The sequence below is a fragment of the Anaeromyxobacter sp. genome, from assembly GCA_016718565.1.
Lineage (GTDB): Bacteria > Myxococcota > Myxococcia > Myxococcales > Anaeromyxobacteraceae > JADKCZ01.
The window spans coordinates 525,610-536,929 of sequence record JADKCZ010000005.1 but is presented as its reverse complement, the minus strand read 5'-3'; the positions used below and the strand labels follow the sequence as shown (position 1 = coordinate 536,929).

Below are 11,320 nucleotides of genomic sequence, written 5' to 3'. Positions count from 1 at the left end.
CCCTCAGCGCGCGGCGCGGGCCCGCCGCCACCAGAGCGTGGCGAGCCCCAGCACCCCGGCCGCCGCCAGCGCCCACGGCCAGTGGCCGGCCAGCGCCGAGAAGCCGCCCAGCCGCTCGGTGCCCTCGCCGAGCGCGTAGCCCAGCCAGAAGTAGATGGTCGACCAGATGATCCCGGCGAAGAAGGTGCCGGTGACGAAGGTGGCCCGGTCGAGCCGCAGCACGCCGGCCACCACCGTCATGACGATGCGCAGCCCGGGGATGAGCCGGCCCACCACCACCGCCAGGGCGCCGTGGCGGGCCAGCCAGCCCTCCAGCCGCTGCTCGCGCGCCTCGGTGAAGCCGAAGCGGCGCGCCACCCGCACCAGCAGCGGCCGGCCGGCGTGGCGCGACACCAGGTAGAGGATGCTGGCGCCCAGGACGGTGGCGGTCGTCACCACCGCCGCGGTGGGCAGGAAGGCGGCGCCGCCCCGCTGGGCCATGAAGCCCATGGCGGCGATGAAGAGGTCGCCCGGGATGGGCAGCGGCACCCCGGCCTCCTCGGCCAGGATGACCAGGAAGAGCCCGGCGTAGTGCCAGCGGGCCAGGAAGGCGGCCGGGGTCTCCACGCCCCGCTACCCCTGCGGCGCCAGCACGCGGATGGACTCGGCGGTGAAGCGGAAGGTGCGGGCCGGCTTGCCCCAGCCGCCGGCCGCGAAGCCGTGGCAGGTGGCCTGGTGGGCCTCGCGGTCGTCGGCCTCGACGTACTCCTCCAGGTCCCCCTCCAGCACGTAGCCCTGGAAGGTGCGCGGATCGACCAGCACCCGCACCACCCGCGGGTTGGACTTCAGGTTGAGGTAGGTCTTGAGGGGCAGGCCGTCCCCGTGGAAGAGGACCAGCCGGCCCTGGCGCACCGCGGTGTGCCAGTTGAAGCGCGGCGAGAGGTTCACCTGCGCGCCCACCGCCGCCAGGGCGAAGGGGGCGCGGCCCACCGCGCCCAGCACCTCGTCCACCGGCACCCGCTCGAAGGCGGTCATCATGAAGGGGCTGTGGTGCAGCGTGTAGACGTGGCTGCCGCGCACCCGGGTGCTGGCGGCGCCGGCCTCCACGGCCGGGCCGGGCCCGCCCGGCCGCGTCTTCACCTGGTAGCCGACGTACTGGTCGAAGAGGCAGACGGTGACCGCCTCGCCGGCGCCGGGCTGGTGCGGCAGGTGGCCGGCCAGGGACACCTGCAGGGCGCTGGCCGCGGCGCCGCGCTCCAGCCCGAGGAGCCGGTGGGCCGTCACCGACGCCAGCGAGCCGGCCGCCGAGGTGGAGGCCACGAAGGCCAGCACCTTGTCGGCCGCCTTGGCGCCGAAGAAGGCCTGCTGGACCGGGCGCTGCCCCTCGATGAACGACCTGACCTCCTCGACGCTGGCGTCCATGGCCGCCGATGATACCCCCGATGGCGCTGTAGGGTGAGGTCGGCGCCGCACCCCACGCCGGTGTGGGAGTATCGGGATCCCGGGACTACCGCCCGGGTCACCGCGGTGGTGACATCTCGACCCAACCAGAGGGACCCTGGTGCCCGCCGACCGTGACGACCTCAGCCTGCGGCTCGCAGCCGCCTCCGCCGCCGACACCTCGCGCGGGCTGAACTACAACACCCTCTTCTCGCTGGTCCGCGACCACCTGGGCCCGGCCGCACCGGCCGAGGTCGACGTCCTCAAGAAGGGCGCGCGCGTCGACTTCTTCTCGTACCCCATCGGCGAGTACCTGCGGACCACCTGGAACGCCGTCGATCGGCTGGAGCCGACCTTCGGCGGCGCCGACGAGGTGCTCACCGAGCTGGGGCGGCGCACCATCACCGGCTTCCTGGCCTCCATGATCGGGCGCACGGTCTTCGCGGTGGGCGGCAAGGATCCCAGGCGCATGCTGGCCTCCGGCGCGCCCGGCTACAAGGCGGCGGTCAGCTACGGCGAGCGGACGGTGGAGTTCCCCGGGCCGCGCCAGGCCGTCATGTCCTTCCGGCGCGACTTCATGCCGCCGGTCTTCCACCAGGCCGTCATCCTGGCCGGCCTGCAGGCCACCGACGCCATCCGCCCCAGGGTGGTGGGGCGGGCGCTGACGCTGCTCGACTCGGTCTACGAGATCGAGTGGGAGTAGGCTGGTCGCCCCGAGCGCCGCCCGGTGCGGCCCGGCAGGAGGTGGCCGGTGCGGATCGCGGTCGTCGGCGCAGGCGGGGTGGGCGGGCTCCTGGCGGCGGAGCTCTCGCGGGCCGGCGCCCACGAGGTGGTGCTGGTGGCGCGCGGCGCGGCGCTGGCGGCGGTGCGGGCCGACGGCCTCCGGCTGGAGACGCCGGAGGGCGTCACCTCGGCCCGGCCGGCGCTGGTGGTGGCCGAGCCAGGGCAGGCCGGCCCCTGCGACGTGACGCTGGTGGCGGTCAAGGCCTGGCAGGTGCCGGCCCTGGCGCCCTCGCTGGCGCCGCTGCTGGCGGGCGGGGGCGTGGTGGTGCCGCTGCAGAACGGGGTGGAGGCGGCCGGGCGGCTGGCCGCGGCCCTGCCGCCGGCCCAGGTGGCGGGCGGCGTGGTCTGGGTCTATGCCTGGGCCGAGCGGCCCGGGGTGATCCGGCGCAACGGCCTGGCGCCCCGGGTGGTGTGCGGGCCCCGGCCCGGCGCCCCGGTGGGCCCCGCCCTGGAGGCGCTGGCGGTGGCGCTGCGCCACGCCGGGGTGCGCGCCGAGGTGGTGGCGGACGCCGCCGCCGCCACCTGGGAGAAGGCGCTGCTCATCGGCACGCTCGGCCTGGTGGGCGCGGTGGCCCGTGCGCCGGCCGGCGCCATCCGCGCCACCCCGGAGGCGCGGGCGCTGCTCCTCGGGCTGATGGAGGAGGTGGCGGCGGTGGGGCGGGCCAGCGGCGTGGCGCTGGCCCCCGACCTGGTGGCGCGCACCCTGGCCTTCGTGGACGGCGTGCCGGCCGGCTCCACCGCCTCGATGCAGCGCGACCTCGGGGCCGGCCGCCCCTCCGAGCTCGACGACCAGGCGGGCGCCATCCTGCGAGCGGCCCGGGCCGCCGGCGTGGCGGCGCCGCTGCACCAGGCGCTGCTGGCCGCCCTGCTGCCGCAGGAGCGGGCCGCCCGCGGCGAGGCGCCGGCGTTCGACCGGACCTGACGCCGCCCGCGGCGGGAGGCCGGCGGCGCGGACCCGCCCCGGCTCAGCGCGCCGGCGGCCCGGCGTAAAGGTCGATGACCTTCGACAGCCCGCGCCGGCAGGCGGCGCAGAAGGGGACCTCGTCCCGGCTGAACATGACGCAGTCGGCCTGCGGCCGGTAGTAGCCCTGGGCCTCGTAGTTGGCCCCCTCGAAGGCGCCCACCTGCCCGGCCAGCGGCGAGAGCAGCGCGGTCTCCTCCCGCTGCTGCGTGAGGAAGAGGGCGTCCATCTCCGCCTCCGGGCCGCGCCGCGCCCGGATGGCCTTGCGCTCGGCCTGCAGCTCGAGGGCCCGCCTGGTGAAGGCCTCCTTGGGCCAGGGCGTCGGCCGGACCAGGCCGGGCGTGGCGAGGTCGGCCCACTTGGCCGCGCTCGGGTCGGCCGTCACGTTCGGCTCCCACGGCTCGGGCCGGTCGCCCACCGGCAGGTAGGCGGTCTCGCTGGTGAAGTACTCGTCGGCCAGCGCGGCCAGCGAGTGGCCCAGCTCGTGGACGAAGATGTAGGGGGCCCAGCGCGAGCCGGCCGCCACCGTGGCGTACAGGTTGAAGATGCCGCCGCCGCCGTAGGTCTCGCCGTTCACCAGGATGGCCAGCGCGTCGTAGGGGGCGTGTGAGGCCACGTCACGCAGGGTGCGGTTCTCGAAGGTGAGGACGTAGCGCTCGGAGCGGAAGGCGTCGTAGCTGGCGCCCACCAGGCTGCGCCGGTGCTGGCCGGTGGAGGGGCGCGACACCCCGGAGCGCTCGGCCGGCGGGCACAGCCCCCAGACGTTGACGTCCCCGCGCCGGCCCTTCCACGGCTCCCGCTCGAAGAGGGCCGCGGTGAGCCGCCGGGCGTCGGCCTCGAAGCGCCCCCGCTCGGCGGCGGTGTAGCCGTCGCCCACCAGCAGCAGGTCGAGCTTCTGGGCCGGCGGCCCGCTGCGGTGCAGCGCGAGCAGCGGACCGGGCGAGGGCGGCGCGGCGTCGTCCACCTCCTGGTCCCGCGGGTCCACCAGCAGGCTCCAGGCCTCGCGGAAGGCCTGGTCGGCGCCGCGCTTCTTCACGATGACCTGCACCGGCGCGGTCGGCGCCGGGAAGCGCAGCGACTCGGAGAAGGTGCGCGCCGCCGTGCGGGCCTCGGCGGTGGTCTCCCACTCGCCGAAGATGGAGGCGAAGCCGCGCGAGTAGAGCAGGCGGTTGGTGGCCCGGTCGCGCACCTCGAAGAGGTACTTGCCGAGGTTGGTGTCGTCCACGGCCCGGTCCGGGCTCCCCGGCCACTCCAGCGGCTCCACCACCAGCCGATCGAGGGCCCAGGTCTCCGCGGCGGCGGTGCCGGTGTGCAGGTAGTCCACCCGGAAGGTGCGGGGGGCGGCCGGGGGGGCGGCGAGGGCCAGGGCGACGAGCAGGGCGGGCAGGGCGGACATGGCTCCGGTCATACCGCCGCTGGCGGGACCCGCCACCTTTCCCGGCGGCGAGCCCCGGCGGGCAGGGGCCACGCGGTGGGCTATGCTCGACCACGGCCCCCCCGGGGCCACGCCCGAGCGCCATGCGACCGCCCCCGCCCACCACCGCCCGCGCTGCCCGCCGGGGCTGGTCCCGCCCGCTGGCCGGCCTGGCCCTGGCGCTCGGCCTGCTCCTGCCGGGGCCGCCGCCCCGGGCGCAGCTGCCGCGCCGCCCCCCCGCCGACCACCGCGAGCGCAAGCTGCTCAAGCGCGAGATCCACGACGACAAGCGCGACCTCGACCGGCTGCTGGTGCGGCTCGGTCGGCTGGACGCCCTGCGCATGTCGCGCTGGCCCGAGCCGCGGGCCCTCTCCGAGTTCGACGCGGTGGTGCACGAGGAGATGCTGCGCGAGGCGCTGGAGCACCGGCTGGAGCTCTCGCCCCGGGTGCGCGGCGACGCCGAACACCAGCACCGCACCGGCGAGCGCCGCCGCACCGACGAGATCACCCGGGCGTGGGCGGCCCTGGCGGGGCGCTACTCCGGCGTCGACCTGAAGCGGCGCTGGGACCTGCTCTCCGAGCTGGCCGACCTGACCCGCCGAGAGCTCGAGGAGGACGTGAAGCTCTTCACAGCCATGGGCGGGGTGCTGGAGCCCGACCCCGGCGCCCCCGAGCCGGAGGGGGAGGAGGGCGCCGGCGCCGCCGAGAGCCGACCGCCACCTGGGGGCCGCTGACCCCTGGCCGAGGGACCGGCGCCAGGCCCACCGCCGCGGGGTTGCGCTGCCGGGGAGGTCGATCTAGCTTCATGGGGAGATGCCCCCGCGCCTCCCAGACCAGCCGCCGCGCCCCCGGCCCCAGCAGGACGAGCTCCTGCCGTTCAAGCCGTGGATGCTGGCGCTGGCGGTCCTGCTGGCCTGCGCCCTCGGCGTGGCCATCATGGAGGACCTGCGCGCGCCCCGCGACCTGTGGGCGCAGGCCAGCGTGAACGGGCGGTAGCGCCCGCCTCACCTCACCTGACCGGGCGGGACCACGGGGGCGCCGAACGGCGCCCTCGCCGCGTCCGGGTGGTGGCCTACCGCCTGGAGGTCCGGCCGGCCTTCTTGGACGCCGAGGCCCGCTTCACTGGCCTGGCCGGCTTCTTCGCGGCCGGCTTCTTCGCGGCTGCCTTCTTCACGGCCGGCTTCTTCACGGCCGCCTTCTTCACGGCCGGCTTCTTCACGGCCGGCTTCTTCGCGGCCGCCTTCTTCACGGCCGGCTTCTTCGTGACCGGCTTCTTCACGGCCGGCTTCTTCGCCGCGGGCGCGCCAGCAGCGGGTCTCGCCGCGGCGGCCGGCCTCGCGGCCACCGGGGCCGCGGCCGGGGTGGGAGCGCGCGCCGGGGCGGCAGGAGCGGCTGGAGCCGGCGGGGCCTCCGTCACCTCGGGCACCCGCCCGATCTTGCACCAGGTGGCGAACTGCTCGGAGTCGCGGAACATGCCCAGGACCGACGGGTCCATGAAGCGGCTCCAGGCGCGGGCCACCACCGCCTTGGCCTGGTAGGTCGGCTCGCGGTGCACCACCACCTCCACCCGGGTGGCGTGGGCGGTGAACTCCGGGCGGTAGACGCGGCGCAGCCGGTCGGCCGAGGCCAGCCCCGGCTCCTCGGCCAGGTACAGGACGCGCTGGTCGCCGAGGTCGATGCCGTGCTGCCAGCGGCCGTCCTTCAGCGCCCTCAGGTGATCGCCCAGCATGGTGCCCCTCCTCCGCGGATTTCGACGGGGGCGAGGATGGTACCACGCCCCGCCGGTTGACTCGACGCGCCCCGGGGAGGGAGAAACGGGTGGTGCGCTCCGACACGATCAAGAAGGGTTACGAGCGAGCCCCGCACCGCAGCCTGCTCCGGGCGGTGGGGCTCAAGGACGAGGACTTCGCGAAGCCGTTCATCGGCATCGCCAACTCCCACGTCGACATCATCCCCGGCCACTTCTTCCTGCAGGAGTACGGCCGCATCGCCAAGGAGGAGATCCGCAAGGCCGGCGGGGTGCCCTTCGAGTTCAACACCATCGGGGTGGACGACGGCATCGCCATGGGCCACGGCGGCATGCTCTACAGCCTGCCCTCCCGCGAGCTGATCGCCGACAGCATCGAGACCATGATGGAGGCGCACCAGCTCGACGCGCTGCTGTGCATCCCCAACTGCGACAAGATCGTGCCGGGCATGCTGATGGGGGCGCTCAGGGTGGACGTCCCCACCGTCTTCTGCTCGGGCGGCCCGATGAAGGCCGGGGTGCTCTCCGACGGCACCTCCATCGACCTCGCCACCGCCTTCGAGGCGGTGGCCAGGAAGGCCCAGGGGAAGATCACCGACGAGGAGCTCTACGAGATCGAGTGCAAGGCCTGCCCCTCGGGCGGCTCCTGCTCCGGCATGTTCACCGCCAACTCGATGAACGTGCTCTGCGAGGCCATGGGCGTGGCCCTGCCGGGCAACGGCACCATCCTGGCCCTGACCCCCGAGCGCGAGGCGCTCATCCGCGCCGCCGCCCGCCGCACCGTGGAGATCGCCGGTCGGGCCGAGTTCAACCTGACGCGGATCCTGAACGCCGACGCGGTCAACAACGCCATCGTGGTGGACATGGCCATGGGCGGCTCGTCCAACACCATCCTCCACCTGCTGGCCATCGCCCGCGAGGCCGGGGTGCCGCTCGACCTGGCCGGCATCGAGGCGGTGGCCCAGAAGGTGGCCCACGTCGCCAAGATCGCCCCGTCGCTCTCCACCGTGCACATCGAGGACGTGCACCGGGCCGGCGGCGTGCCGGCGGTCCTCAAGGAGGTCTCGCGCCGCGGCGACGTGGTGCGCCTCTCGGCCCGCTGCGTCACCGGCGAGACCATCGGCGAGCGGATCGCCGGGGCGGAGATCACCGACGCCTCGGTCATCCACGACCTGGACCACGCCTACAGCCCGGTGGGCGGCATCGCCGTGCTCTTCGGCAACCTGGCCGCCGAGGGGGCGGTGGTGAAGACCGCCGGCATCGAGCCCTCCATGAAGCAGTTCACCGGCCGGGCCATCTGCTTCGACTCGCAGGACGAGGCCCTCGCCGGGATCATGGCCGGGAAGGTGCGGTCCGGCCACGTGGTGGTCATCCGCTACGAGGGGCCCAAGGGCGGCCCCGGCATGCAGGAGATGCTGGCCCCCACCTCGCTCATCATGGGCATGGGGCTCGGCACCTCGGTGGCCCTGGTCACGGACGGCCGCTTCTCCGGCGCCACCCGCGGCGCCTGCGTCGGCCACGTCTCGCCCGAGGCCGCCGAGGGCGGCGCCATCGGCCTGGTGCAGGACGGCGACGCCATCACCGTCGACACGGTGGGGCGGCGGCTGGAGCTCGGGGTGGACGACGCGGAGCTCGGGCGCCGCCGGGTCGGCTTCGTGCCGAAGCAGAAGGTGGTCCGCTCCAAGTGGCTGCGCCGCTATGCCCTGATGGTCTCCAACGCCTCCAGCGGCGCGGTGCTCAAGGCCGAGCTGTAGCCGGCCCCGTCCTGTAGACCCCAAGCGGGGCGGAGGCGTCACCAACGGGACTCCGCACCATCCAAGCTGACCGGGGGCCCATCGTCGCGCGTCGACCGCGCGAGGTGCGGGACCCCATCCGATCCTCGAGAGGAGCGTCCATGTCCCGCCGCCTTCCGGCCTCCCTGGCCCTCGCCGTCCTCGCGCTCGCCGCCGCCTGCGGCGGCGGTGGCTCGGACCCGACCCCGCCGCCGCCCACCGAGTTCGACCTCTCCGGCACCATCCGCGCCGCCGGCGGGCAGCGGGTGGACGGCGACACCGGCGACGTCAACTCGCCCAAGACCCCCAACGACGGCCCGGCCACCGCGCAGCTGGTGCCGAGCGCCGTCACGGTGGGCGGCTGGGCCTCCTTCTCCGCCGACGCCCTCGACGCCTACCGCGCCACGCTGGCGGCCGGGCAGGTGGTGACCCTGGGCATCGCCGACGCCGTCACCGGCGACCTCGACCTGTGCCTCTACGCCGCGGCCGACGTGGTCAACCCGGTGGCCTGCTCGCTGGGGGTCGGCTCCACCGAGGTGGTGGAGGTGCCGGCCGGCGGTGACCACTACGTGGTCGTCGAGGCGGCCAGCGGGGCCTCCAACTACGTGCTCACCATCGGCGCCGCCCCGGCGGCGGCCTCGCTGCCCGCCCTGCGCAGCGACCGCGAGTTCGTGCCCGGCGAGGTGGTGGTCCGCTTCAACGACGCCGCGCTCTCGCCCGCCGCGGCCGGCGACTCGCTGCAGGCGCGCGCCGCCGCCCTCGGCCTCGCGCCGCTGGCCGGCGCGGTGCGCGGCCGCCCGGCGCTGCTCGGCCTGGGCGCCACCGCCGCCACCCGCGCCGCCGCGCTCGCCACCCTGGGCGCCCCGGCCCGCACCGGCGCCGCCTTCGGCGGCACGCCCGAGGGGCCGGCCGCGGCCCGCCTCGACACCCTGCGCGTCGTCAAGGCGCTGCTGCGCCGCGCCGACGTCCAGAGCGCCGACCCCAACTACCTCTTCCGGCCCAGCGCGGTGCCGAACGACACGCACTACAAGTTCCAGTGGCACTACCCGCTCATCAACCTGCCCCAGGCCTGGGACGTCACCACCGGCACGCCGGCCACCGGCAGCGTGGTGGTGGCGGTGCTCGACACCGGGGTCTTCCTGGCCCACCCCGACTTCACCGGCCAGCTGGTGGACGGCTACGACTTCATCCGCGACGCCACCAAGGCCCGCGACGGCGGCGGCATCGACGCCAACGCGGACGACCCGGGCGACGCGGCGGCCGCCGGCTCCTCCTCCTGGCACGGCACCCACGTGGCCGGCACGGTGGCGGCCCGCTCCAACGAGGGGGCCGGCGCGGCCGGCGTCGCCTGGGGCGCCAAGGTCATGCCCGTCCGTGTGCTCGGCGCGGGCGGCGGCACCTCCTACGACATCATCCAGGGGCTGCGCTTCGCGGCCGGCCTCTCCAACGACTCCGGCACCCTTCCGCCCAAGGCGGCCGACGTGGCCAACCTGTCGCTCGGCTGCCAGGGCTGCTCCTCCCAGTCCGACAAGGACGCCTACGCCGCGGTGCGGGCCGCCGGTCTCATCGTGGTGGCCGCCGCCGGCAACGAGAACTCCACCAGCCCCGGCTACCCGGCCTCCTACCCCGGGGTGGTCTCGGTGAGCGCGGTGGACCTGGCGCAGGCCCGCGCCCCGTACTCCAACCGCGGCCCCGACGTGGACGTGGCCGCGCCCGGCGGCGACACCAGCGCCGACAAGGACGGCAACGGCTACGCCGACGGCGTGCTCTCGGCCCTGGTGGACGACTCGACCGGCACCCGCCAGCCCATCTGGACCTTCTACCAGGGCACCTCCATGGCCGCGCCGCACGTGGCCGGCGTGGTGGCGCTCATGAAGGCGGTCTGCCCCAGCCTGACCCCGCTCCAGCTCGACACCCTGCTGGCCTCGGGCGCCATGACCCGCGACCTGGGCGCGGCCGGCAGGGACGACGTCTACGGCCACGGCCTGGTGGACGCGCTCGGCGCGGTGCAGGCGGCCCAGTCCCAGTGCGGCGCCGCCCAGACCGGCGGCCTGGAGGTGACGCCCACCCGGCTCGACTTCGCGCCGGGCGTCGGCTCCCTGCCCATCGCGGTGGCCTGGAGCGGCACCGGCCTGAAGGCCGTCACCGGCGTGGCCAGCGACGCCACCTGGCTCACCGTCGCGCCGGGCGCGGTGGACGGCAACAACCACGGCGCCTACACCGCCACCGCCGCCCAGGCCAGCCTGGCCGACGGGCGCTACTCGGCCACCATCACCTTCACGCTGGCGGGCGGCGCCGCGGTGCGGGTGCCGGTGTCGCTGCAGAAGGGGGCGGCGGCCGCCGCCGGCGGCGACGCCGGCTTCCTCTACGTGCTGCTGGTGGATCCGGTGCCGAACGCCCAGGGAAACCTGGCCACCGTGGCGCAGGCCAGCGGGCGCGGGCAGGGCGGCGTCTACACCTGGTCCTTCGCCAACGTCCCGGCCGGGCAGTACCTGCTGGTGGCCGGCACCGACTCGGACAACGACGACCTGGTGTGCGACGACGGCGAGGCCTGCGGCGCCTGGCCCACCCTGGGCGTGCCCACCCCGGTGACGGTGGCGGCCGCCGACGTGGCCGGGCTCGACTTCCTGGCCGGGTTCGAGTCCTCGCTGGGCGCCGCCTCGGCCGGCCCGGCGACGGGCCGCGCCGGCTACCGCAAGCTCGCCCCGCTGAAGGGGCTGGAGGTGACGCCGTGAGGCTCGCCCGCGCAGGTCTCCTGGGGATCGCCTCCCTCTCCCTCATGGGCGCCGACGGCGGCTGCAGCCCGGACCGCGAGGTGGCGGTGACGGTGGTCCGCGCCGGCGCCACCTGCGGCGGAGAGGCGCCAGGCCCCTCGGTGCGGCGGCTGGCCTCGCAGGCCGAGCTCATCGCCGCCTTCCCGGCGGCGCTGGGCGGCGCGCCGGCGCCGGCGGTGGACTTCGAGGCGGCCGCGGTGCTGCTCGTCTCGGCCGGCCAGCGCCCCACCGCCGGCCACGCGGTGGAGCTGGCAGCGCCGAAGGCGCCGGTGAAGGGCGGGGTGGCGCTGGTGCAGGTGGCGCTGCGCGCGCCCCCGGCCGACGCCATGACGGCCCAGGTGGTGACCAGCCCGTGCCTGGTGGTGTCGCTCCCCCGGGCCGGCCTCGGCGAGGTGAAGGTGGCCGAGGGCGAGCGGGCGCTGCTGGGGTCGGTGACGCTGCGGTAGCCGC

11 protein-coding genes are annotated in these 11,320 nt (G+C 75.8%); 7 read left to right on the top strand and 4 right to left on the bottom strand.

The features are described 5' to 3' along the window. Nucleotides 1-3 precede the first annotated feature (3 nt). Together IPO09_14775 and IPO09_14770 are read right to left on the bottom strand one after the other, a co-directional pair. Entirely contained in the window at nucleotides 4-606 is a 603-nt protein-coding gene (locus tag IPO09_14775) for a DedA family protein (GenBank protein MBK9518584.1), read from the bottom strand. Between the two features lie 6 nt (nucleotides 607-612). Beyond that, entirely contained in the window at nucleotides 613-1,401 is a 789-nt protein-coding gene (locus tag IPO09_14770; GenBank protein MBK9518583.1) for a hypothetical protein, read from the bottom strand. A 139-nt stretch (nucleotides 1,402-1,540) separates the two neighbouring features. Here IPO09_14770 and IPO09_14765 point away from each other — a divergent pair, with 139 nt between their 5' ends. Together IPO09_14765 and IPO09_14760 are read left to right on the top strand one after the other, a co-directional pair. Beyond that, a complete protein-coding gene (locus IPO09_14765) occupies nucleotides 1,541-2,122 on the top strand; it encodes a TIGR02265 family protein (GenBank protein ID MBK9518582.1) in 582 nt (193 codons plus the stop codon). A gap of 48 nt (nucleotides 2,123-2,170) precedes the next feature. Beyond that, entirely contained in the window at nucleotides 2,171-3,124 is a 954-nt protein-coding gene (locus tag IPO09_14760) for a 2-dehydropantoate 2-reductase (protein MBK9518581.1), read from the top strand. A gap of 43 nt (nucleotides 3,125-3,167) precedes the next feature. On the opposite strand, the gene IPO09_14755 is transcribed toward IPO09_14760, so the two are convergent. Further along, complete coding sequence (locus tag IPO09_14755) at nucleotides 3,168-4,559, bottom strand: IgA Peptidase M64 (protein MBK9518580.1); 1,392 nt, start codon at nucleotides 4,557-4,559, stop codon at nucleotides 3,168-3,170. Nucleotides 4,560-4,681: 122 nt separating this feature from the next. Here IPO09_14755 and IPO09_14750 point away from each other — a divergent pair, with 122 nt between their 5' ends. After that, a complete protein-coding gene (locus IPO09_14750; protein ID MBK9518579.1) occupies nucleotides 4,682-5,311 on the top strand; it encodes a hypothetical protein in 630 nt (209 codons plus the stop codon). A gap of 79 nt (nucleotides 5,312-5,390) precedes the next feature. Next, nucleotides 5,391-5,573, top strand: coding sequence for a hypothetical protein (locus IPO09_14745; protein MBK9518578.1), 183 nt, complete (start codon nucleotides 5,391-5,393; stop codon nucleotides 5,571-5,573). Nucleotides 5,574-5,649: 76 nt separating this feature from the next. Here IPO09_14745 and IPO09_14740 read toward each other — a convergent pair whose 3' ends face one another. Next, nucleotides 5,650-6,306, bottom strand: coding sequence for a hypothetical protein (locus IPO09_14740; protein ID MBK9518577.1), 657 nt, complete (start codon nucleotides 6,304-6,306; stop codon nucleotides 5,650-5,652). 92 nt (nucleotides 6,307-6,398) lie between these two features. On the opposite strand from IPO09_14740, the gene ilvD reads away from it, so the two are divergent. The 3 genes from ilvD to IPO09_14725 all read left to right on the top strand — a co-directional run bounded on the left by ilvD (nucleotide 6,399) and on the right by IPO09_14725 (nucleotide 11,316). After that, complete coding sequence (gene ilvD, locus IPO09_14735; protein MBK9518576.1) at nucleotides 6,399-8,078, top strand: dihydroxy-acid dehydratase; 1,680 nt, start codon at nucleotides 6,399-6,401, stop codon at nucleotides 8,076-8,078. 140 nt (nucleotides 8,079-8,218) lie between these two features. Continuing rightward, nucleotides 8,219-10,831 carry a S8 family serine peptidase gene (locus IPO09_14730; GenBank protein MBK9518575.1) on the top strand — a complete coding sequence of 871 codons (2,613 nt, stop codon included), beginning with the start codon at nucleotides 8,219-8,221 and terminating at the stop codon, nucleotides 10,829-10,831. Beyond that, complete coding sequence (locus tag IPO09_14725) at nucleotides 10,828-11,316, top strand: protease complex subunit PrcB family protein (GenBank protein ID MBK9518574.1); 489 nt, start codon at nucleotides 10,828-10,830, stop codon at nucleotides 11,314-11,316. The genes IPO09_14730 and IPO09_14725 overlap by 4 nt, the downstream gene beginning before the upstream one ends. Nucleotides 11,317-11,320 lie beyond the last annotated feature (4 nt).